The 23,213-nt window shown below is 37.2% G+C and carries 27 protein-coding genes; all 27 read left to right on the forward strand.

The window, feature by feature from the left end; genetic code table 11:
• The first annotated feature begins 6 nt into the window (after positions 1 to 6).
• Positions 7 to 657 carry a cobalt-precorrin-8 methylmutase gene (locus JZO85_RS07650; RefSeq protein ID WP_207107911.1) on the forward strand — a complete coding sequence of 217 codons (651 nt, stop codon included), beginning with the start codon at positions 7 to 9 and terminating at the stop codon, positions 655 to 657.
• Positions 657 to 1,778 carry a cobalt-precorrin-5B (C(1))-methyltransferase CbiD gene (gene cbiD, locus JZO85_RS07655; RefSeq protein ID WP_207107912.1) on the forward strand — a complete coding sequence of 374 codons (1,122 nt, stop codon included), beginning with the start codon at positions 657 to 659 and terminating at the stop codon, positions 1,776 to 1,778. The genes JZO85_RS07650 and cbiD overlap by 1 nt, the downstream gene beginning before the upstream one ends.
• Positions 1,775 to 2,386 (forward strand): precorrin-6y C5,15-methyltransferase (decarboxylating) subunit CbiE, encoded by a 612-nt coding sequence (cbiE, locus tag JZO85_RS07660; RefSeq protein ID WP_207107913.1) that lies wholly within the window; start codon positions 1,775 to 1,777, stop codon positions 2,384 to 2,386. Before cbiD ends, cbiE begins: the two co-directional genes overlap by 4 nt.
• Positions 2,376 to 2,930 (forward strand): decarboxylating cobalt-precorrin-6B (C(15))-methyltransferase, encoded by a 555-nt coding sequence (locus JZO85_RS07665; protein WP_207107914.1) that lies wholly within the window; start codon positions 2,376 to 2,378, stop codon positions 2,928 to 2,930. The genes cbiE and JZO85_RS07665 overlap by 11 nt, the downstream gene beginning before the upstream one ends.
• 4 nt (positions 2,931 to 2,934) lie before the next feature.
• Complete coding sequence (locus JZO85_RS07670) at positions 2,935 to 3,702, forward strand: cobalt-precorrin-4 methyltransferase (protein ID WP_207107915.1); 768 nt, start codon at positions 2,935 to 2,937, stop codon at positions 3,700 to 3,702.
• Positions 3,695 to 4,753, forward strand: a complete 1,059-nt coding sequence (locus JZO85_RS07675; protein WP_207107916.1) for a cobalt-precorrin 5A hydrolase — start codon at positions 3,695 to 3,697, stop codon at positions 4,751 to 4,753. Before JZO85_RS07670 ends, JZO85_RS07675 begins: the two co-directional genes overlap by 8 nt.
• Positions 4,732 to 5,457 carry a precorrin-3B C(17)-methyltransferase gene (gene cobJ, locus JZO85_RS07680; RefSeq protein WP_207107917.1) on the forward strand — a complete coding sequence of 242 codons (726 nt, stop codon included), beginning with the start codon at positions 4,732 to 4,734 and terminating at the stop codon, positions 5,455 to 5,457. Before JZO85_RS07675 ends, cobJ begins: the two co-directional genes overlap by 22 nt.
• Positions 5,454 to 6,194: a precorrin-6A reductase gene (gene cobK, locus JZO85_RS07685; protein ID WP_207107918.1), complete on the forward strand. Its 741-nt coding sequence runs from the start codon at positions 5,454 to 5,456 to the stop codon at positions 6,192 to 6,194. The genes cobJ and cobK overlap by 4 nt, the downstream gene beginning before the upstream one ends.
• Positions 6,195 to 6,198: 4 nt before the next feature.
• Positions 6,199 to 7,626 (forward strand): uroporphyrinogen-III C-methyltransferase, encoded by a 1,428-nt coding sequence (cobA, locus tag JZO85_RS07690; protein ID WP_207107919.1) that lies wholly within the window; start codon positions 6,199 to 6,201, stop codon positions 7,624 to 7,626.
• A complete protein-coding gene (locus JZO85_RS07695) occupies positions 7,626 to 8,408 on the forward strand; it encodes a sirohydrochlorin cobaltochelatase (protein ID WP_207107920.1) in 783 nt (260 codons plus the stop codon). The genes cobA and JZO85_RS07695 overlap by 1 nt, the downstream gene beginning before the upstream one ends.
• On the forward strand, positions 8,401 to 9,114 hold the full coding sequence (locus tag JZO85_RS07700) for a cobalt-factor II C(20)-methyltransferase (protein ID WP_207107921.1): 714 nt from the start codon (positions 8,401 to 8,403) through the stop codon (positions 9,112 to 9,114). Before JZO85_RS07695 ends, JZO85_RS07700 begins: the two co-directional genes overlap by 8 nt.
• A gap of 5 nt (positions 9,115 to 9,119) precedes the next feature.
• Positions 9,120 to 9,869 (forward strand): energy-coupling factor ABC transporter permease, encoded by a 750-nt coding sequence (locus JZO85_RS07705; protein WP_207108002.1) that lies wholly within the window; start codon positions 9,120 to 9,122, stop codon positions 9,867 to 9,869.
• Positions 9,856 to 10,155 (forward strand): energy-coupling factor ABC transporter substrate-binding protein, encoded by a 300-nt coding sequence (locus tag JZO85_RS07710; protein WP_207107922.1) that lies wholly within the window; start codon positions 9,856 to 9,858, stop codon positions 10,153 to 10,155. Before JZO85_RS07705 ends, JZO85_RS07710 begins: the two co-directional genes overlap by 14 nt.
• The gene (cbiQ, locus tag JZO85_RS07715; protein ID WP_207107923.1) at positions 10,142 to 10,819 is read left to right on the forward strand and encodes a cobalt ECF transporter T component CbiQ; all 678 of its coding nucleotides are present in this window, start codon (positions 10,142 to 10,144) and stop codon (positions 10,817 to 10,819) included. Before JZO85_RS07710 ends, cbiQ begins: the two co-directional genes overlap by 14 nt.
• A gap of 25 nt (positions 10,820 to 10,844) precedes the next feature.
• Entirely contained in the window at positions 10,845 to 11,648 is an 804-nt protein-coding gene (locus JZO85_RS07720) for an ATP-binding cassette domain-containing protein (protein ID WP_207107924.1), read from the forward strand.
• A gap of 5 nt (positions 11,649 to 11,653) precedes the next feature.
• On the forward strand, positions 11,654 to 13,156 hold the full coding sequence (locus tag JZO85_RS07725) for a cobyric acid synthase (protein WP_207107925.1): 1,503 nt from the start codon (positions 11,654 to 11,656) through the stop codon (positions 13,154 to 13,156).
• Positions 13,153 to 13,740, forward strand: coding sequence for a cob(I)yrinic acid a,c-diamide adenosyltransferase (locus tag JZO85_RS07730; RefSeq protein WP_207107926.1), 588 nt, complete (start codon positions 13,153 to 13,155; stop codon positions 13,738 to 13,740). Before JZO85_RS07725 ends, JZO85_RS07730 begins: the two co-directional genes overlap by 4 nt.
• A 16-nt stretch (positions 13,741 to 13,756) precedes the next feature.
• Positions 13,757 to 14,698, forward strand: a complete 942-nt coding sequence (gene hemC, locus JZO85_RS07735) for a hydroxymethylbilane synthase (RefSeq protein ID WP_207107927.1) — start codon at positions 13,757 to 13,759, stop codon at positions 14,696 to 14,698.
• Positions 14,699 to 14,708: 10 nt separating this feature from the next.
• Entirely contained in the window at positions 14,709 to 15,401 is a 693-nt protein-coding gene (locus tag JZO85_RS07740) for a uroporphyrinogen-III synthase (protein WP_207107928.1), read from the forward strand.
• A 13-nt stretch (positions 15,402 to 15,414) separates the two neighbouring features.
• On the forward strand, positions 15,415 to 16,146 hold the full coding sequence (locus JZO85_RS07745; protein WP_242550273.1) for a hypothetical protein: 732 nt from the start codon (positions 15,415 to 15,417) through the stop codon (positions 16,144 to 16,146).
• 6 nt (positions 16,147 to 16,152) lie between these two features.
• A complete protein-coding gene (gene cobU / locus JZO85_RS07750; protein ID WP_207107930.1) occupies positions 16,153 to 16,740 on the forward strand; it encodes a bifunctional adenosylcobinamide kinase/adenosylcobinamide-phosphate guanylyltransferase in 588 nt (195 codons plus the stop codon).
• Positions 16,737 to 17,498, forward strand: a complete 762-nt coding sequence (cobS, locus tag JZO85_RS07755; RefSeq protein WP_207107931.1) for an adenosylcobinamide-GDP ribazoletransferase — start codon at positions 16,737 to 16,739, stop codon at positions 17,496 to 17,498. The genes cobU and cobS overlap by 4 nt, the downstream gene beginning before the upstream one ends.
• Complete coding sequence (locus tag JZO85_RS07760; RefSeq protein ID WP_207107932.1) at positions 17,495 to 18,067, forward strand: histidine phosphatase family protein; 573 nt, start codon at positions 17,495 to 17,497, stop codon at positions 18,065 to 18,067. The genes cobS and JZO85_RS07760 overlap by 4 nt, the downstream gene beginning before the upstream one ends.
• Positions 18,068 to 18,223: 156 nt before the next feature.
• Entirely contained in the window at positions 18,224 to 19,372 is a 1,149-nt protein-coding gene (hemW, locus tag JZO85_RS07765) for a radical SAM family heme chaperone HemW (RefSeq protein WP_207107933.1), read from the forward strand.
• A 121-nt stretch (positions 19,373 to 19,493) separates the two neighbouring features.
• Positions 19,494 to 20,534, forward strand: a complete 1,041-nt coding sequence (gene hrcA, locus JZO85_RS07770) for a heat-inducible transcriptional repressor HrcA (protein WP_207107934.1) — start codon at positions 19,494 to 19,496, stop codon at positions 20,532 to 20,534.
• Positions 20,535 to 20,567: 33 nt separating this feature from the next.
• Positions 20,568 to 21,143 (forward strand): nucleotide exchange factor GrpE, encoded by a 576-nt coding sequence (gene grpE / locus JZO85_RS07775; protein WP_207107935.1) that lies wholly within the window; start codon positions 20,568 to 20,570, stop codon positions 21,141 to 21,143.
• 48 nt (positions 21,144 to 21,191) lie between these two features.
• Complete coding sequence (dnaK, locus tag JZO85_RS07780) at positions 21,192 to 23,021, forward strand: molecular chaperone DnaK (RefSeq protein ID WP_207107936.1); 1,830 nt, start codon at positions 21,192 to 21,194, stop codon at positions 23,019 to 23,021.
• Positions 23,022 to 23,213 lie beyond the last annotated feature (192 nt).

Here is a 23,213-nt window from a genome sequence, read left to right on the forward strand (position 1 = left end):
AATAACGTGGACTATATAAAAAATCCTCAAATGATTGAAACAGAAAGCTTTAATATTATTCAAGGAATTATTGAACAAGAATTTCCTAATTATTTTTTTTCATGTCCGAAAGAAGAAAAAATTATCAAAAGAGTAATTCATACAAGTGCTGATTTTGATTATCTTAAAAATCTCGTATTCACCAACGATGTAATTGCGACGTTGGAGGATTTTTTCTTAGCCGGCAACGGCACTATTTTTACGGACACTACTATGGCCCTTAGTGGGATTAATAAAAGAATTTTAGATAAATTGACTATTCGCTATGAATGCTATATTGCTGTTCCAGAAGTTGCGGAACAAGCAAAAGCTAAAGGAATGACGCGTTCGATGGCGGGGATAGAGCGAGCAGCAACAATTGATGGGCCAAAGCTTTTTGTTATTGGAAATGCACCAACTGCGATTTTCAAACTGTTAGAGCTTGTTGAAAGAAAGGACTTGGAAACAATAGCCGTAATTGGCGCACCTGTTGGCTTTGTAGGTGCAGAAGAATCAAAAGAAGCCTTATTTGAGAGTGATGTTCCAGCTATTGTTGCTAGGGGACGTAAAGGGGGAAGTAATGTTGCGGCTGCAATAATCAATGCATTGCTATATCAGTTAGTAGAAAGGGAAAACTGATGGAAGAATTCATTTTTTTCAATGGTAAAAAGTTGCGTAAGGGATATACAACCGGTTCTTGTGCAACCGCAGCAGCAACTGCAGCAGCAGGTCTGCTTTTCAACAATGAAGCGCATGAAAATATTCAAATTGAGTTGCCAAATACTGAAAAGCTAACCATTCCTATTGCTTCGTTGGAAATGAAGGAAGATACATGTGAAGCCTTTGTTGTGAAAGACGGTGGTGATGACGTTGATGCAACAGATGGTATGTTGATTGGAGCAAAGCTTAGTAAAAACGCAACAAAACAAATTATTATTGATGGTGGTACTGGAATTGGGCGGGTGACAGAAGTCGGCTTACAGATTCCTGTAGGAGAGGCGGCAATCAACCCAGTTCCAAGAGGTATGATTGAAGAGGCTGTTCGGAAAATTATTGGTCCTGAACAAGGAGCAAAAGTCGTGATATTCGCGCCAGAAGGAGCAAGTATTGCAAACCAAACGATGAATCGCCGCTTAGGAATTATTGGCGGAATATCAATTTTAGGAACAACGGGTATTGTTACTCCAATGTCTGAAGAAGGGTGGAAAAAGTCTATCTCCTTAGAATTGGAAATGAAAAAGAGTCAAGGATATCGATCAGTGATTCTATGTCCAGGAAATTATGGAGAAGATTTTGTTCTAAAAACATTGAAATTCGGTGAGGATAAGATTGTTTCTATGAGTAATTTTGTCGGGTATGTTTTAAAAGAGGTTCAGCGCTTGGAATTTGAAAAAGTTCTGATGGTCGGCCATTTAGGTAAGCTAATCAAAGTATCTGCTGGTATTTTTTCTACACATAGTAAAGATGCTGATGCGCGAGCAGAAATTTTAATTGCCAATTTAGCTTTACTTGGTATGTCTGTGGAGCAATTAAAGAAAATTCAAGGATGCCTGACAACTGAAGCAGCAGGGGATATTATTGCGGATGCAGGATATGAGAAAGTCTATCCAATTATAGCTAAAAAAATAAAGTATCGCTCTGAAAGTCTTCTAAAATATCGTAAGCATCAACCAATTATTGAGGTAGTTTTATTCTCCTCTCAAAGAGGTTACTTGGCTTCAACTAAACCGATTGAAGTACTGAAGGAGGAATGGAAATGATCACCATTGTTGGAATTGGACCTGGCGGAACACAGGATTATTTGTTTGATAAAGCTAAAGAGGTAATTGATAGTGCTGACTTAATTATTGGAAGTGAGCGTCAATTAAAGATAGTTCCTTTGAGCAAGAGAGGAAGTTGTCATCGTTTGCCGCATAAATTAGATGATCTGACTACGTTTTTAACAGAACATCAAGAAGCTGAGATCGTTCTTTTAGCTTCTGGTGATCCATTAACTTATGGCATTGGGAAATGGCTAATTAGACAGTTTCCACCAGAAAAATTGACCATCTTGCCTGGAATTAGTTCGCTGCATTATCTGTTCAATCGTTTAAATATTCCTATAGAAGACTGTTTTATTACAAGCAGCCACGGCAGAAAACCTGATTTTTCTTTATTGTTTAAATTGCCGAAAGTAGGAATTGTTACAGATAAAGCGAATGGACCTTATCAATTAGCTCAGGAAGCATTACGTCAAGGTAGTGTTGCAACTTTCTATATTGGGGAGAATCTTAGTTATTCTGATGAAAGGATCAGATGTTATAGAGCATCGGAAGTTCCCGATGAAAACTATCAAATGAATGCAGTGGTGATAATTAATGAAGGATAATTGTTTTATTCGTGGCAATGTTCCAATGACAAAGGAAGAAATCCGAACACTCAGTTTGGCTAAGCTGCAGCTGCGTGAAGCTGAGAACTTTTTAGATATAGGAACAGGAACGGGAAGTATGGCGATTGAAGCGGCATATATGTACCCTAATTTAATGGTGACAACGATTGATTCGAATCAAGAAGCACTTAATGTTTTAGAGAAAAATCAAACTAAATTCCAATTGACCAATATAAAAAGTATCTTAGGGAAAGCGCCTATCATATTGAGTGATAGTTTTGATGCCATTTTTGTAGGTGGATCAGGTGGGAATTTGTCAGAAATATTAGAGTGGAGCTTTCAATTGTTAAAACCCGGGGGCTGCTTAGTTCTAAATTTCATTCTCCTAGAAAATGCCATTGAGGCCATCGAATGGTTAAAAACTGAATGTTATTCTTTTCAGGCAATTCAGTTACAAGTAGGGCACTATACAAAATTAGGGCAAGGGCATTATTTTAAACCGCAAAATCCAGTAATGATTATTGAAATGAGAAAAGAGGAGTAATTCTATGACAAAGGTACATTTTGTTGGTGCAGGTCCGGGAGATCCGGAGCTCATTACGTTTAAGGGTTATCAACTGTTGCAAGCTGCTGATATTGTCATTTATGCAGGCTCGCTCGTCAATCCAGAGCTTCTAAGCTATTGTTCAAAGGACTGTAAGATACTTAACAGTGCATCAATGAATCTAACAGAGATTATTGATGAAATGGAACAGGGTGTTCGAGCTAATAAAGAAGTGGTTCGATTGCAAACAGGTGATTTTTCTATCTATGGCTCGATTCGGGAGCAAATTGAAGAATTAAAAAAGCGTTCAATTGATTTTACTTGCACACCTGGTGTCAGCTCCTTTTTAGGTGCTGCTTCTAGTTTAGGGGTAGAGTACACCGTTCCAGAGATATCACAAAGCGTGATCATTACACGGATGGCTGGGCGAACCCCAGTTCCAGAAAAAGAAAGTTTACGCTCTTTTGCTCAGCATCAAACGTCAATGGTGATTTTTCTATCAATTCAAGGAATAGGACAAGTTGTGGAAGAGTTGGTTGCTGGAGGGTACCAATTAACAACACCGGTAGCAGTCATCTATAAGGCTACTTGGCCAGAGGAAAAGAAAATTGTTAGTACATTAGAAAATATTACTGAAAAAATTGCAGAAGCAGACATTACTAAAACAGCTTTGATTATGGTTGGGGAGTTTCTAGGGGATGAATTTAATTACTCTAAGCTTTATGATGCCAACTTTAAGCACGAATATCGAAATGTGATAAGTAATGAGTAAGGTCGCGATTTTAGCTTTAACTTCTACAGGAATAAAACTTGCTAAGGAAATTCGGCAAATTTGGAATAAGGATGCTCAAATTTTTGTTTCTAAAGACAAAGTAGAAGAGGGCTTAAGCATTTTTCCGACTGGAAAATTTACAACGGGCATTCAGTTGTTGTTCAAACAATATGATGCACTGGTTTGCATTATGGCAACTGGAATTGTAGTCCGTAGTATTGCAGATGTGTTGGAAGATAAACAAAAGGATCCGGCAGTAATTGTACTAGATGAAAAGGGACGGCATACGATCAGTCTGTTATCAGGGCATATTGGCGGAGGAAATCAGTTAACGCTGGAAATTGCAGCAAAATTGAATAGTTGTCCCGTAATAACTACTGCAACAGATATTCAGGAAGTTACAGCACTAGATATATTGAGTAAAACAATAGATGGATGGTATTCCGATTTTAAAGAAACAACAAAAAAAGTAAATAGTCTTTTAGCTAACCATAAAAAAGTTGGGCTGATTCAACATGAACAGTGGGTAAAGGATACTAGAGGATTAACCGTCATCAAAGAAAATGATGCTATCGATTTATTTGATGCTGTCTTACTTATTTCTGATAAATATGAAGAAAAGCTATCTAAAAAAATTATTCAGGTTGTTCCTAGGAGATATGTGTTGGGAATTGGAGCAAAAAAAGATTGTGATTTTTCGATTATCCAAAAGGAATACTTGAGTTTTTGTAAATCAGTAAATGTTCATTATCGAAGTATTAAAAAAATGGTCAGTATAGATTTAAAAAAAGAAGAGCCTGGGATTGTCCGATTTTCTGAATGGCTCGATGTTTCGTTCGAGACATATTCAGCTGAGGAATTATCAACTGTATCGGGTAAATATCCAGAGTCCTCTTTTGTAAAGCAAGTAACCGGCGTTGGGAATGTAAGTTTATCAGCCGCAGATTTAGCAAGTAATGGGCAAGTGGTGACAGGTCGTTATGCAAGTCATGGAGTCACCTTTGCATTGGGAAAGGATGAAGACGACGCATGTTGTATGTTGTGGGATTAGGACCGGGCGAAAAGAAAAAGATGTCGCTTGAAGCTATTGAGGTTATAAAAAAGGTCGATGTGATCGTTGGATATACGACTTATATCCGTTTGATTAAAGAATTAGTTGATGGGAAAGAACTGATAAGTACAGGAATGAAAAAAGAAATTGATAGGTGTAAAAAGGCTATCGATATAGCAAAGGATGGGAAAGATGTCGCTGTTATTTCGAGTGGAGATGCTGGGGTCTATGGAATGGCAGGATTGATTCTAGAGCTTACAAGTCAAATGGCTGAGGAAATTGCTGTTCAAGTTATTCCTGGCATTACAGCCAGTATTGCTGGGGCCGCATTACTAGGAGCTCCATTAATGAATGATTTTTGTCACATCAGTTTGAGTGATCTGATGACACCTTGGGAAATGATTGAAAAGCGACTCAATGCAGCTGCCAGTGCTGATTTTGTGATTTGTCTATATAATCCCAGAAGTAAAGGCAGACCTAATCACTTAGCTAGAGCGCTAGAGATTATTCAACAGTATAAATCAGAAGACACTATCGTTGGAATAGCTAAGGATGTTGGAAGAAAAGAGGAAAAAGTAATTCTTACTTCGATCGCTGATTTAGATGAGACGGTGGTAGATATGACCACGATTGTATTAGTCGGTAATAAAGAAACCTATATTTCTGATAATTGGATGATTACTCCAAGAGGCTACAAGCTATGATTTTACTACTTGGAGGCACCTCTGAAAGTTTGAAAATCGCTGAAGCACTCAATGAGTGTGACATCAGATTCTATTTATCAGTGGTTACAGACTATGGAGAGAATTTAGCAAAATCTGTAGCTGAGCATATTATAAAGGGGCGGCTGACTAGAACGGAAATGATTTCATTCATTTTGAATCATAAAATTGATTTAGTAATTGACGCAACACATCCGTATGCAGTTGAGGTATCAAAAAATGCAATAGCCGCTTGTTTTGATACAGAAATTAACTATTATCGTTTTGAAAGACCATCATATCATGCTGAGGAGATGGTTTCAGTAGACTCAATAAAGGCAGCTTGTCAAAAGGCACTTGAAAACTCTGGGAATATCTATTTAACCACCGGTAGCAAAACTTTAGGGGAGTTTCTAAAATACTTACCTAAAGAACGTATTATTGCTCGGGTATTGCCAACGGCTGATGTGTTAATGACAATAGAAAAATTTGGATTATCAACTGCGCAAATTGAGGCAATAAAAGGACCGTTTTCTAAATCATTAAATCGAGAACTACTGATCCATAACCGGGCAGGCGTAATGATTACAAAAGAAAGTGGTCAAGCAGGCGGATTTTTAGAAAAAGTTCAGGCCTGTAATGAATTAAACATTCCCTGTATTGTATTAGAACGTGAGCAGATCGAATATCCGAATAAGTTTTCATCTATTGAAGAGCTGATTGATCGAATAAAGGGGTGATGGAATGATTGGAAAAATTGCATTAGTTGGTGCAGGACTGGGTGATCCAGAATTATTGACAATTAAAGGACTAAGAAAAATTGAACAAGCAGACGTGGTTGTTTACGATCGCTTGATTAATCCGGCTATTTTAAATGCCTGTAAAGCAGACTGTGAAAAAATTTATGTTGGTAAAAAACCTAATTACCATCCAGTTCCGCAAGATAAGATCGAAGAAATTATGATTGAAAAAGCGCGCCAAGGACTTAATATAGTCCGTCTTAAAAGTGGAGATCCTTATGTTTTTGGCCGAGGTGGAGAGGAAGGATCGGCTTTAAAAGAAGCAGGGATAGCTTTTGAAGTCATTCCTGGAATCACTTCATCCATCGGGGGATTGACCTATGCTGGAATACCTATTACACATAGGAACTTGTCTGCCAGTTTTCATGTCTACACAGGACATTTAAATGATTCGAGTCAAGCTATAGATTGGTCAATTGCTGCTAGAACAGAGGGAACTTTAGTATTTTTGATGGGAATGTCCGGCTTACAGGAAATTACAAAAAAACTAATGAGTAATGGGAAAGACAAGAATACTCCAGTGGCAATAATTCAATGGGCCAGTCGTAAACAGCAAAAAACAGTCGTAGGAACGTTGGAAACAATTTTCAAACAGGCACAGGCTGCTGAACTAGAACCACCCAGTCTGATTGTGATTGGGCAGGTTGTAAAGTGCAGAGAAGAGTTAAATTTTTTTGAAGAGCGTCCTTTTTTTTCAACGAGTATTACAATTCCATTTACGAAAAAGAAAGGTATAGCTAGTCGCTTAACAGATTTAGGAGCAGAAATTATTGAACTGCCACCTAGCTGTAAACAAATTTCTGAGGGAATAATTGATTTTAGTAAGGCTCAACAGGTAGTTTTCACTGATCAACTAAGCATTGAAATGTTTGTACGCTTGATGAAACAAAATAAAATCGATTGGCGAAACTTAAGTGATTGGCGATTTATTACAGTGGGACATCATACAGGTTCTACTTTGGAAAAGAAAGGTATTCTAGCAGATCATAACTATTTAGATTTAACTGTTTGCTTACAGGAGTTGGAGATTACTTCAACTACCCTATTTTTAGGTGATTCTTCAACAATTGATATTTTAAAAGAAGAAAAAATTGCAGGTACCAAGTTAATTAGTCATGAAGAAAAAATTGTTGTTGAGATTCCTAGATTATGGCAAAAAACGGATCTCATGTACTTCCCCAATTCAAAATCAGCCCGGTTATTCTTGACGGCTCTAAATAATAAAGAGTTAGAGATTGTTAAGCAGAAAAAAATTATAGTTATGGGACAAAAAACAAAGGATGTTTTTAATTACTATAAAATTCCTGTGATTCTGACAGATGAACCTAGCTATGAAAGTGTTGTAGAAAAAATCAAAGAGGAGATGGAGTGATGAAGCCTGCATTAATAGTAGTCAGCTTCGGTACAAGTTATGTTGAAACGAGAAAAAAAACGATTGACGTCGTAGAGAAAAAAATAGCTCAAGCGTATCCCGAATTTGATACTTTTCGCGCTTTTACTTCCAATAAAGTCATAAAGAAAATCAAAGAACAGGAAAAAATGACAGTTTTGACAGTAGATCAGCAAATGAAAAAACTAGTTGCTGATGGTTATGAAGAAATCTATGTTCAACCGCTGCATATTATTCCTGGAAGTGAGTACTCAAAAGCATTACATCAGGCGATGAGATACAAGGATCAATTAAAACTGGTAAAAATCGGAAAACCTTTGTTAAGTGATGTGGGAGATTATCAGAAGATCGTTGGATGGTTAGAATTGCTGTCAGAAGGATTTGCCGAAGATGAAGCTCTAATGTTAATGGGGCACGGCAGTCAACATTCAGCATTTACAGTTTATGCGTGTTTAGATCACATGTTAATGGAAAAACCAATTTTTGTTTGTGCGGTTGAAAGTTATCCAGAAATTTCTTTACTAATCAGTCGACTTCAAAAGAGCCACTACAAGAAAATAAAATTATATCCATTGATGCTAGTGGCGGGAGATCATGCGGTAAATGATATGGCATCAGATGAAGAAGATTCTTGGAAATCTCAATTAGAAAAAGCTGGGTTTTACGTGGAAACCATTCTTAAGGGAATGGGAGAGGCTCCGGAAATTCAACAGCAATTTATTGACCATGTAGGAGCGATGATAGAAGGGATGACGAATGGCTAAATTTTATGGAGTAGGTACTGGACCAGGTGCATCAGATTTACTAACAATTCGTGGGAAAGAAATCATTGAAATGGTTGATTGTCTCTATACACCTGAATCTAAAAAGGGTGGAAAAAGTCTTGCATTGCAGATTGTTGATCCTTATTTACGTACGGATTTAACAATAAAACAACGACATTTTCCGATGGTAAATGATTGGGAACAGAAGCGAAGTGCTTGGAACGAAATTACAGAGGAAATTGTTGCTGATGTAAAAAAAGGGTTGAATGTTGCCTTTATCACATTAGGCGACCCGATGGTTTATAGCACTTACAGTTACTTATTAGAGCGATTATCAAACAAGATCGAGACTGAAACAGTGTCCGGAATATCCTCTTTCTGCCAGATTTCTAATAATTTACAGATTCCTTTGGTCATCGATGAAGAGAGCTATGCCGTTTTGCCAGCAACAGCTGATGAATCAACTATCCGTACTGCATTGGAACAAATATCAACGATAGTTTTGATGAAGGTTTCAACCGCATTGCCTAAGATTCTAAAAATTTTAACAGAGTTAGAATTATTGGACCATACGATATTAGTCAGTGATTCTTCAATGGATTCTGAGAAAGTAATGATTGGTTTAAATGAGTTAAATGAGGCGGATCAACTATCGTATTTCAGTACCATGATTGTCTACAAGAATAGAGAGTTGAAAGGAAGTTAAAAATGATGAAGCCTAAAGTGAAAACAATACGAAAAATCTTTTTAGTATTACTTCTTTTGGTTCTAGTTGTACCACAAAAAGCCCATGCTATGCATATCATGGAAGGCTTTTTACCATTAGGCTGGTGTTTGTTTTGGTATGCAGCATTCATTCCATTCTTTATTTATGGTCTGATAAGTATTAGAAGAGCTGTTGCAGACAATCCACACAATAAGATTCTTTTAGCATTCAGCGGAGCCTTTATCTTCATTTTGTCGGCGTTAAAAATCCCGTCGGTTACTGGTTCTACTTCTCACCCAACAGGTGTCGGAATTGGGACTGTTCTCTTTGGACCGGGAGTCATCAGTGTGCTAGGAACGATTTGCTTGCTTTTCCAGGCTCTACTGCTAGCTCATGGGGGGATTACAACCTTAGGTGCTAATGCTTTTTCAATGGCTGTAGTTGGACCTTTCATCGGATACGGTGTGTATTTTCTTTTGAAAAAGACAAATGCACCAACCTCCGTTTGTTTATTCCTATGCGCATTCATAGCAGATCTAGCAACATATTTTACAACCGCACTTCAATTAGGTCTTGTTTTTCCAGACTCTTCAACAGGGATCATGGGAGCAATTGCGAAATTTGTTGGAGTCTTTATGCTAACTCAAATTCCAATTGCCATTGCAGAAGGACTATTAACGGTTGTTGCTTATAATTTAATTTCTGCGAATTTTCCTTTTAAGGAAGGAGGCATTTTGAATAATGGAAAGAAATAAATCAAAAACGACGTTAAACATTATTCTTTTATTAGCAGTAATAGGATTGATAGCTGGTGCCTTATTGGTTAATCAAAATGGGGAATTCAGCGGTTCGGACGGTGAAGCAGAGAAAGTTATTACTGAGATTGCACCAAACTATCAACCTTGGTTTGATTCATTGCTAGAACCTAAAAGTGGAGAAATTGAAAGTTTATTATTCACTCTTCAAGGAAGTCTAGGGGTTGGGATCATTACCTATATTTTAGGATATTACAGAGGGAAGAAGAAAAATGCTGCTCATTGATAAGATTGCCTATGAGAATCGATTGATTGAACTTTCTCCCAAAATAAAAAGTGCTTTCTATCTTTTTCTATTAATAATATGTTTTTTAACTACACCAATGATTCAAGGGATAATAAGCTTAATCATAGGTTTAGCAACAATTTATGTTACTAAAGTGAAAGTTACGAGATACTTCAAATGGCTCTTGATACCTGCCCCTTTTTTAGCAATAAGTATTTTAACTATTTTGTTTTCAATAAGTTCGCAATCAAGTGCGTTTATTTTTAAGATCCCCGTATTTAACAATTATTTAGGAATAACAAGTACTTCGCTAACAATAGGTACAAAGTTATTTTTCCGCTCTTTTAGTTGTTTGATCTGTACGTATTTCTTTATTTTAACGGTGCCTTTTCATCAAATATTAGTAGTGATGAAACAAGCTCGTTTCCCAATATTATTAATTGAACTGACAATGCTAATGTATCGTTTCATATTCATTTTTGCAGATGAATTTTTGATAATTAAAAGAGCACAAGAAATGCGTTTTGGATACAGAGGATTGAAAAATAGTTATCATTCTTTAGGTTTAATGATCAAAATACTGTTTTTCCAATCATTTGATCGATTTAATAAGATGATTCTTTCTCTTGAAATAAAATTTTTTGATGGTGATTTTCCACTGTAACAATTAAATGAAGGAAGGAATCAAAATGTTTAAAGTAGCAGATTTATGTATTAGTTACGAAAATCAAGCAGATGTGCTGCATCATCTGTCTTTGGATTTTAGTGATCATAAGGCTGTCGGTATTTTAGGAGCAAATGGTTCAGGAAAGTCCACTCTGTTTGCGGCAATCGTGGGGTTACTGCGCCCTAATCAGGGCAAGATTATCTATGAAAATCAACCACTAGAGTATAAAAAGGCAGCACTCTATAGATATAGACAAGAAGTGGGCATTGTTTTTCAGGAGCCGGAACACCAAATATTCTATTCAATTGTTGAAGACGATGTTGCGTTTGCTCTAAAAAATCTTGGGATTGACTCTTCTCAGATTAAACTCCGAATGAATGAAGTGTTTTCTTTACTTAAAATTGATGATTTGAAGAAAAAACCAGTACAATATTTGAGTTACGGACAAAAAAAGAAAGTAGCGATCGCGAGTGTTCTAATGCTCAAGACTAAATGGCTGCTTTTGGATGAACCGACTGCGGGATTGGACCCTTCTGGAAAACAACAAATGATAGAGATTATTTCTCAACTAATCCAACAGGGGACTAAAATTATATTATCAAGTCACGATATGGATCTAATGTATGAAATCTGTGAGTACTTATATGTACTAGACAAAGGAACAATCATTAAGGAGGGAAGTTCTGACGAGGTGTTTCTAGACAAAAAAGTATTAGAATCAGCGGGCTTAGAGCAACCTTGGTTAGTTAAGATACATCAGCAATTAGGATTCCCGCTTGTCAAAAATCAACAGGAATTTATGCGAACAAAGTTAAACGTGAGGTGAAACAAATGGGGAAAAGTTTGATGATTCAAGGAACTGCATCGGATTCAGGCAAGAGTATACTAGTCGCTGGTTTATGTAGAATTTTTTATCAGGATGGATTGAAAGCGTTACCTTTCAAATCGCAAAATATGGCTCTTAATTCTTACATTACTATGAAAGGTCAAGAGATGGGACGTGCCCAAGTTTTCCAAGCAGAAGCTGCCGGGATCGAACCAGATGTACGCATGAATCCTGTTCTATTAAAACCAACTTCTGACAGAAAATCACAGGTTATATTTAACGGTGAGGTTCTCTGTGACATGGATGCTGTAGAATATCATGAGTTCAAGCCGCAATTGATTGAGAAAATAACTGGCTTATATCAAGAACTGGTGCAGGAAAATGATGTGATTGTACTTGAAGGTGCGGGAAGCCCGGCGGAAATAAACTTAAATAGTCGAGATATCGCTAATATGGGGATGGCTAAAATTGCTGATGCTCCGGTAATTTTAGTAGCGGACATTGACAAGGGAGGTGTCTTTGCCTCAATTTATGGAACAATTCATTTACTTGAACCGGCTGAAAGAGCACGGATCAAGGGAATTATTATTAATAAATTTCGTGGTGATATTGCCTTGTTAGATCCCGGATTGAAGATGATTGAGGATTTGACAGATGTTCCCGTAATTGGGGTGATACCATATGCTCAATTAAATATCGAAGATGAGGATAGTGTGGCTTTAACAAAGGTGAATCGATCGTATAATCCGCAAAAAGATTTGGATATTGCAGTGATTGGATTATCCAAAATATCCAACTTTACTGATTTCAAAAGTTTGGAGAGTGAACCGGATGTATCTATTCGATATGTATTTCCTGGTGATCAATTAGGAAGTCCTGACATTCTTATTTTACCTGGCAGTAAAAATACTTTAGAGGATTGCTTGTACTTGAAAGATTCGGGGATGGCTAAAGAGATTCAAAGAGTTCGGAATGAAGGAAAAATGATTTTTGGAATTTGTGGTGGATTTCAGTTGCTTGGAAAAATGCTGCATGATCCTCACCAAGTCGAATCTACACATGGTAGTCTCAAAGGATTAGCTCTATTGAACATAGAAACTTATTTTGAAGCCAAAAAAACAACTACTAGAGTTGAAGCAAAAATTGGTGAAGAAACAATTCACGGCTATGAAATCCATATGGGAAGATCAGAAAACTATGAGAAGCAATACTTTGCAGAGCTCATTACTGCTAACGGTAAAAAAATTTCGAGAAAAGATGGTGCTGTAAGTTCAGATAAACTGGTAATTGGGACTTACCTTCATGGTGTTTTTGATAATAGTGCTTGGCGAAGAAAACTATTGAATCAGGTTCGAGAAGCAAAAGGGCTCTCTTTAATTAAAGAAGTAGCTATACCTTATAAAGAATATAAAAATCAACAATATGACAAATTAGCAGATTTGATCCGCAAAAATGTTGATTTAGAAAAAATTTATCAAATTATGAATCAGGAGGAGATAAACGTATGAGTATCTATACGCGCTATGGTGATCGAGGATACACTAAATTAGTTGGGGGCGGAAGGGCTAAAAAGAGCGCTCCCCGGGTCCAGGCGTATGGATCTATTGATACATTAAATGCCCAGTTGGGTTTAACTGTGGCTTCATTGAATGAACAAGAGAATTATTTGTATGCGGAACTAGTTCAATTACAGCAATGGATATTTGACTGCGGCAGCGATTTCGCAACCCCTGATGAAAAGCGTCCATATAAAGTTGAGCCGCAAATGATTGTGTGGCTTGAAGAAAAAATTGATTTTTATTGGTCTAAATCTCCAACGATTGATCGTTTTGTTTTGCCAGCAGGAACTGTCAGCTCTGTAAATTTACATCTTTGTAGATGTTTTACACGCGAAGCTGAGCGAAACGCTGTAAGCTTACTGGAGTACGATGAAGCAGTCAATGAAGAAGCATTGAGGTTTTTAAATCGTTTATCTGACTATTTTTTTGTTTTGGCACGTTGGGTTAATAGTCAGGCCGGACAACCAGAGATTTTTTATGAAAACAGTATTTCAGTTTTTAATAGAAAAAAGAATAAAAAAGAGCTTTTCTAGTGAAAGAAGGAAGAAAATGAAAAAACTGAAAGTTGGTACACGAGGCAGCAAGCTCGCTACTACACAAACAAAGCAAGCTTTAGCAGTTTTTCAAAGCTATTTTCCAGATGTAGAAGTTGAACTTATAAAAATCAAGACCAAAGGAGACCACTTGGCGACACATAACTTACAGTCGATTGGTGGACAAGGCTGTTTTGTTAGAGAACTAGAGTATCAACTTCGCGCGGGTAATATTGATTTCGCAATACACAGTTTGAAAGATATCCCTACTGATATCCATGAGGACTTGACGCTTGCTTGTGTTATGGAGCGTCATTCACCAACGGATGCCCTGGTCATTAGGGAACATAGAAGTTTGGCAAATTTACCTAAAAATGCTGTCGTTGGAACCAGCAGTCTCCGTAGAAAAGCACAGCTTTTGAATGCTCGGCCTGATTTTGATATTCAGCCGATCAGAGGAAACATTGATACTAGAATCAGGAAAATGAATGAAGGTCAGTATGATGCAATTGTTTTAGCTTTAGCAGGACTGGAACGCTTGAGTCTTGATCAAACGGTTTATCATCAAGAGCTTTCACCAGAAATCATGTTGCCTGCCATAGGACAAGGCGCACTGGCTTTAGAGTGTCGAAAAGATAATAAAGAAGTGTTGCACATGTTAAAAAAAATGGAGCATCTGCCAACAGCAATTGCTGTAAATGCTGAGCGTGCCTTTTTAAATAGTTTGGATGGTAGTTGTACGTTTCCTGTAGGGGCGTATTGTTTCCCCAAGGATGGGACTTATGAACTGACCGGAATGATTGGTAGTGAAAACGGACAAATTATTTTAAAGGAAACAATGCAAGGTAATGATCCAGTGATTTTAGGAAAATCTGTAGCTGCTAAAATGATCCAGCAAGGAGCAATTATGTTGATTGAGGAGTGCAGAAACGATCAAAAAGAAACTTTTATACACTAGAGAAATAGCCATGCCAGAGGATATTTATTATACCTTTGCGGAAAAAAATATTGAAGTAATTACAATTCCTTTGAATCGAACAGTGATTCAACCATATCAGAAAATGGAGCAGGACTATGATTGGATTTTTTTTACTAGTGCAAATGCTGTAAAGTATTTTGATTTTAACTTTTTAAACAAGCAAGCCAAAATACTTGCTATCGGTAATCAAACAGTAAAAGTATTGAAAAATCTAGGTTTTGATGTTGATTTCCAGCCAAAAGAAGCTTTTTCAGAAGGATTAGTGAAAGAATGGTTAACTTTTGCAGATGGAAAGCAACGGGTTTTTTGGCCGCATTCATTTCAAGCTAGACGTGTGATATATAATGCGTTAACAAATCAAGGGCATGATGTGTTGGAACAGGTGATATACAGAAATGAGTTTTATCTTGAGGACCAAGAAAAATTGAGACATTTTTTGCTTAATGAAGTTCTGGATTATGTGCTTTTTGCAAGCCCTTCTGCTTGGATGTCCTTTTCCAAAGTAACGGAGCCTCTCCAACAACTGCCTGCTGATTTTTGGTCTCGACTGAAAATAGCCGCAATTGGACCTGTTACGGCGAAAGCGATTAAAAAGAAACAATCGGTTGTGATTCAGCCAAAAATTTATGATATGCCGCATTTATATGAATGTTTGTTACAGGATATAGAACAAGAGGAGTGAGTATGCCGTGCCTATGACAAAAGAATATCGTGATCTTTCCATCTTACCTTTTTCTAATGAAAGTTCTTTAGTGATTGCATGCGATTCAAGTGCTGGAATTGGTAAGAAGGAACAAGACGTTGTTACTATTGATCCAGCAATAACAGCTGCATTTTGCTTACGTGTTCCTTTAATGGAATTATTTTGTTATGGAGCAGTTCCAATTGCGGTTGTTGATTTAATAGGTAATGAATATAATCCGACTGGAAAGCAAATGTTAGATGGAATAAAAGCAGAGTTGGCTAAAGCAGGACTATCTCATCTACCATTAAATGGCAGTACGGAAGAAAACATGCTGACAAAGACAACCAGTTTAGGAATCACAGTGATTGCTCAGGCTTCAGCAAAAAAAGAAAGCTTTAAAATGCAAGAAGACTGTAGTCTCTTACAATTAGGGCACCCTTATGTTGGAGAAATGGTTGTTAAGAATCAAAAAAATATTTTTTCCTATTCTTTAGTAAAGGATATAAAAAAAGAGTCAGGTGTTTTAGATATGCTTCCTGTTGGCTCGAAAGGAATTCGTTATGAGGCACAATTAATGGCAAAAAATTCTGAATACCATGTGATTTTTAGTGAAGAGGATGGCATCGATTGTTCTGCCGGACCCGCCACAGTCATTCTTTTAGCAGTAAAAAAGAAAGCAGAAGCGGATATTTTAGCTCGCTATGCTGAAATAAAAAAAATTGGTGAGTTTAAAAAGGAGTGATTAAATTTGGGAGAAATCATCTTAGTTACTGGTGGTGCGCGCAGCGGAAAATCTGCTTTTGCAGAAGGACTTCTTGATCGAAAAGCAAAAATTAGTTATATTGCAACGAATTGTACAGCTCAAGATGAGGAAATGAAAAATCGTGTATTTCTCCATCAAAAAAGACGATCCAACTATTGGCAAACCAATGAAACTTTTTTAAATGTAGCAGATTTGATTGACCAATCTCATGCTTCTGCACACTTATTGGATTGTGCGACCATGTTAACAACAAATTATTTTTTTTATTTAATGAAAAAACGATTCGGAGACGATTTTCAACTAATCGATAAAAAAATCGCGGAGCTGTCTGAAGAAGAAAAAGCAGAGATTGAAGCCAAAATTCTTGCGGAATGGCATAAAATTTTTATGGTAACTCAAAAGAGTTCTGTGAAATTAGTTGTTGTTTCAAATGAAGTTGGGTTGGGGATTGTCCCAGAAAATCCTTTTTCTCGTTGGTTTAGAGATGTCTTGGGACGTGTAAATCAAGCGCTAGGAAAGGAAGCGAATACCGCATTTTTAGTGATAGCCGGTATTCCTATGAAGATAAAATGATTGATAGTATAATTCTGTATTTTCAATTTTTTACTCGAATACCGATTTCCGTAGCAATCACTGAACCAGAAAAGAAAATGCGTTCTGGCGTTCGTTTCTTTTCATTATTTGGTCTGATGATAGGATTCATAGAAGCTATTGTGTATTGGTTTCTACAAGTTTTATTTACTCCGAGTATTGCGTGGATACTTGTATTATTTTTTGATGTCCTATTGACAGGCGGGTTTCATTTAGATGCTTTATCCGATATGGCTGATGGGCTTTTTTCGTCGCGTAAAAGAGAACGGATGCTTGAAATCATGAAAGATAGCAGAGTAGGTAGCAATGGGGTATTAGCTATCGTTTTTTATTATCTTCTCATAACATTTAGCTTTTTTTCATTACTGCCTCAAATAACTAGTAAATTACAAGTTATTATTGTTTTGCTGTTAAATCTTATTGGGAAAAATGGAATCAGTCTACTGTTTTATCAAATGAAATATGCTGGAAATAATGCAGAAGGATTAGGTACAACTTTTTTAGATGTAAAAAAATATGATATAGGATTCTGTCAGCTCCTGTCCTTTTTAACAATGTTTCTTTTTTTAGGAAAGGCGGGGATTGTGTGCTTTATTATAAGTGATCTTGTCATAATGATTTATCGTAAAATGGTTATAAATAAAGTAGGCGGTTTTAATGGGGATACATTGGGAGCCTGTTCACCAATTTCACAGGCGGTTTTTTTACTGACACTAGTTATTATGCGAGGATTTTTATGAGAATATATTTGATTCGTCATGGTGAAACAGAATATAATCGCCGCCGCTTATTCTATGGAAAAAGTGATATTTCGTTAAATGAAACAGGAATTGAGCAAGCGAATTGGTTGGCAGAAAAGTTTAAAGAAGGAAAGATTGATGCGGTTATTTATACCAGTTCATTAAGGCGTACGATTGAAACAGCGAAGTTAATCTTTCCGAACCAACCAATAATTTCACTGGAAGATTTAGATGAAAAAGATTTTGGTTTGTGGGAAGGAATGAGCGCAGATCAGATTAATACAGAGTATCCGGTGGAATGGGAAAAATGGCTGCTATCTCCCTTTGAATATACTCCCAAAAATGCAGAAAAGTTTTCAGTTTTTCAAAATCGTGTATTAAGCTGTTTTAACGATTTGCTCCAAAAGAAAGAAGATTTTGTGCTTGTAGGTCATCTAGGTGTATTGCGTACTATCTTAAAGACCTATTTTTCTGAGCTCAATTTTTGGGAGATTGATCTAGAACAAGGAAACTATACAGTGATGGAATCAGAGAATTCGAGATTTAAAATTATCAAGTGGAATAGTTAAAATCTATTATGATTTATTGTATTGATTACGAGCCGTCTCTTAGCAGCCGGCTTTTTTCTTATATATATCTTTAATCAATCTACTAATTGCCGTAAATAATGATTATTGTGGTAGAATACCTGTTATTACTATTTATATAGAAGAAAGAGGAACAACATGGCAGAATCAACTTCAGCGTACATCCATATACCGTTTTGTGAGCACATCTGTTACTACTGCGACTTCAATAAAGTTTTTCTTGAGGGTCAACCCGTAGATGAATATATTGAAGCGGTGCTTAAAGAAGCACGATTGGCTTTAATTCAAAATCCAGTTAATAAAATGGAGACGCTCTATATTGGAGGAGGCACACCAACATCGTTGAATGCAAGACAGCTTGACAGCTTGCTAAGCGGCCTGCGTGAAATTTTACCTTATAAAGAGGGCGAGTTCACGGTTGAGGCAAATCCAGGCGATCTCACGGGAGATAAATTGAATGTTATGAAAAACTATGGTGTCAATCGTCTATCGATGGGTGTTCAAACGTTTGATGATCGATTATTGAAAAAAATTGGTCGTAAACATACTGCAAAAGATGTTTACGAAACGATTCGTTTATTAGAGGAAAAAGATTTTCAGAATGTAACGATTGACTTGATTTATGCTTTGCCAGGGCAGACTTTGGAGAGTTTCCGAGATACCGTGACGCGAGCGTTGACATTAGATTTACCCCACTATGCGCTATATTCATTAATATTGGAAAATCAAACGATGTTCATGAATTGGGTTCGTCGAGGTAAGATGCAGTTGCCAGAGCAGGACTTAGAAGCGCAGATGTATGCAGAAACGATTGAAACGATGGAAAAAAATGGACGTATGCAATATGAAATTAGTAATTTTGCCAAACCTGGTTTTGAAAGTCAACATAACCTCGTTTATTGGGACAATCGGAATTATTTTGGACTTGGTGCGGGAGCGAGCGGTTATATTGGAAATCGGCGGTATAAAAATCGTGGTCCTATTCAGCATTATTTAAAAGCATTGAGTGAAGGAAATTTACCAACGCTCGAAGAAGAATTATTAACTCAAAAAGAACAAATTGAGGAAGAGATGTTTTTAGGCTTAAGAAAAATTTTAGGAGTAGAAAAGGCGAAATTCATGAAACGATTTGGTCGAAGCTTAACGGATGTCTATGGAGAAGTTATTACTGACTTGAAAGAGCAAAACCTTTTAGCAGAGACAGATTCGCGAGTCTTTTTAACAAAAGATGGATTATTTCGAGGAAATGATGTTTTCGAAAAATTTTTATTGCAGAAGAACGATTAGCACTCTTGGTACGAGAGTGCTAATTTTTTGTATTTTTCCCTTGACTTATAAGACAGATGTGGTATATTAATAATCGAGTTAGCACTTAAAAAGAAAGAGTGCTAACTAAAGGATGAGAAGAATGTTAACGGAAAGACAAAAACTGATTCTCAGCTTAATCATCCAAGACTTTACCAACACAGGACAGCCAGTTGGATCAAAAAGTTTAATGGAAGAAGGCGTAAAAGCAAGTTCCGCAACTATTCGTAATGACATGAAAGCTTTAGAAGAGGTAGGTCTGCTAGAGAAGACCCATTCTTCATCAGGAAGGATTCCTTCGGCTTTAGGTTATCGTTATTATGTGGACCACCTATTAACGCCAGCAAAGGTGAGTAATCAAGAAGTAGATCAGATACGCAGATCGTTAAAGAAAGATATCCATGAGATTGATGATATCATTCAGCAATCTGCAAAAATACTTTCGCAAGTTACTAGCTATACGGCGTTTTCGTTAGGTCCTGAAATGAAAGATCGGACATTGACTGGTTTTCGGATTGTTCCATTAAACGATCGTCAAATTTTGGCGATCATTGTTACAGACAAGGGAAACGTTGAGAGCCAAGTTTTTCGTATACCTGAAAATGTTGACAGTCAGGATTTGGAAAAAATGGTTCGTATCATCAATGATCGTTTGGTAGGGCAGCCGTTAATTAATGTCTACCAAAAATTGAGAACGGAAATTCCAATGATCTTACATCGTTATTTTCAAACGACCGAAGGAATTAGTCATTTGTTTGATGTCATTTTGAATGACGCCTTTGAGGACAAGGTTTTTGTAAGCGGACGAATGAATATATTGAATTTCAATCCGGATCAAGATGTTAATCATGTCAAATCTATGTACTCATTGATGCAAAATTCCGGTGAACTGACGCAGTTGCTGTTGCCATCTGATAATAGCATTCACGTTAGAATTGGAACGGAGATGGGGAATGATTTGTTTGATCAATTAAGTATGATTCAGGCGAATTATGAAATTCGTGGACACGGACGAGGCACCATTGCATTACTGGGTCCAACATCAATGCCTTATTCAAAGATTTTTGGATTGCTGGAAGTTTTCCGATACGAGTTGACAAATGCATTGGACGACTATTATCGTTCTTTGGATTTATATCACTAGAAACGATTCCTAAAGAGAAAGGGAGTAGGCGTAGTGGCAGAAGAAAAGAAACAAGAAGAAGTAGAAAAAACTAAAGCTGAGGACAATGAAACAACAGATAAAGTTGTAGAAAACGAATCAGCAGAAATTGAAGCGGAAGAAATCGACATCCCAGAAATTTCAGAGGTAGAAGAATTGACCAAAAAGTTCAATGAAATGGAAGATAAGTTCTTACGAGCTCGTGCTGAGATCGCGAATATGTCTAACCGCAACAAAAACGAACGAGAACAATTAGTTCGTTACCGTTCACAAGATCTTGGAAAGAAATTATTGACCTCGATCGACAACTTAGAAAGAGCCTTGGCGACCGAAGTAACAGACGATCAAGGTGCCAGCCTGAAAAAAGGTGTTGAAATGGTTCTTGAGAGTTTGACGGTTGCCTTGAAAGAAGAAGGAATTACAGAAATCAAGGCTGAAGGCGAAAGCTTTGATCCTAATCTGCATCAAGCAGTTCAAACTGTACCAGCAGATGATGATCATAAAGCTGATACAATCGTCAATGTATTACAAAAAGGGTACCAACTTCACGATCGCGTGTTGCGTCCAGCAATGGTGATCGTAGCTCAATAATAAACATCTAATTAAACTAAACATATATGAAAAAGGAGATTTTCAACTATGAGTAAAATTATCGGTATTGACTTAGGTACAACTAACTCAGCAGTCGCTGTCTTAGAAGGCGGAGAAGCTAAAATTATTACAAATCCAGAAGGAAATCGTACAACACCATCTGTTGTTTCATTTAAAAATGGCGAAATCCAAGTCGGTGAAGTAGCAAAACGTCAAGCAGTTACAAACCCACATACGATTTCATCAATCAAACGTCACATGGGAGAAGCTGGATATAAAGTAGAAGCAGACGGCAAAAACTATACACCGCAAGAAATTTCTGCGATGGTATTACAATACATCAAAGGTTTCGCTGAAGATTACTTAGGGGAAAAAGTTGAAAAAGCAGTTATCACTGTGCCTGCTTACTTCAATGACTCACAACGTCAAGCAACAAAAGACGCTGGTAAAATCGCTGGTTTAGAAGTTGAACGGATCGTCAATGAACCAACTGCGGCAGCTTTAGCTTACGGCTTAGATAAAACAGATAAAGATGAAAAAATCTTAGTATTTGACCTTGGTGGTGGTACTTTCGACGTTTCTATTCTTGAATTAGGAGACGGGGTCTTCGATGTATTATCAACTGCAGGAGATAACAGCCTAGGTGGAGATGACTTTGATAATAAGATCATTGATTACTTAGTTGCTGATTTCAAACAAGCAAACGGCATTGATTTATCTAAAGATAAAATGGCTATGCAACGTTTGAAAGACGCTGCTGAAAAAGCGAAAAAGGACTTATCCGGTGTTAGCTCAACTCAAATTAGCTTACCATTTATCACTGCAGGCGATGCTGGTCCATTGCATTTAGAAACAACACTTTCTCGTGCGAAATTCGATGAGATCACTGCTGACTTAGTTGAACGTACTAAAGCTCCGGTCCGTCAAGCGTTGAAAGATGCCGGCTTATCTCAATCTGATATCGACGAAGTTATTTTAGTCGGTGGTTCTACTCGTATTCCGGCAGTTGTTGAAGCTGTACGTAAAGAAACTGGCAAAGAACCTAACAAATCGGTTAACCCAGATGAAGTAGTTGCTATGGGAGCTGCAATTCAGGGTGGCGTTATCACTGGGGATGTTAAAGACGTTGTCTTACTAGACGTAACTCCATTATCATTAGGTATTGAAACAATGGGTGGCGTGTTCACTAAACTGATTGATCGCAACACAACGATCCCTACAAGCAAATCACAAGTATTCTCAACAGCTGCTGATAACCAACCTGCTGTAGACATTCACGTGTTACAAGGTGAACGTCCAATGGCTGCTGACAATAAAACATTAGGTCGTTTCCAATTAACCGATATTCCAGCTGCACCTCGTGGAATCCCTCAAATCGAAGTTACATTTGATATCGACAAAAACGGTATCGTAAATGTATCTGCGAAAGACCTAGGAACACAGAAAGAGCAAAAAATCACGATCAAGTCTTCATCTGGTTTATCAGACGATGAAATCGAACGTATGGTGAAAGATGCTGAAGCAAATGCGGATGCTGATAAAGCTCGTAAAGAAGAAGTAGACCTACGTAATGACGTTGACGCTCTATTGTTCTCTGTTGATAAAACATTGAAAGAATTAGAAGGAAAAGTTGACGCTGATGAAGTTAAGAAGGCTGAAGATGCTAGAGATGAACTAAAAGCAGCGGTTGAAGTAAACGATATTGAACAAATGAAAGAAAAACGTGATGCTTTGAATGAAATCGTACAAAACTTAACGGTTAAACTTTATGAACAAGCAGCACAACAACAAGCAGAGGCTGATCCAAACGCAGCTCAAGGCGGCGCGGATGATGTCGTGGATGCTGATTTTGAAGAAGTTAACGATGACGACAAATAATTGATTCGTTGATAAAGGCCAAAGTCATCACTTTGGCCTTTTTTCTTTCGAAAATGATTGCTAACTTTATAAATGCTTTTCGAACTCGTTTAGCTTTAGAGTGATAAGTGGAAACGTCTGACTATCACTCAAAAACTTGTTTGTAAGGTCGGCATCACAGAAAAAATCTAAGAAAAGTATCGTATCTAATAC

The sequence above is a fragment of the Candidatus Enterococcus murrayae genome (assembly GCF_017315985.1).
Taxonomy (GTDB): Bacteria; Bacillota; Bacilli; order Lactobacillales; family Enterococcaceae; genus Enterococcus_A; species Enterococcus_A murrayae.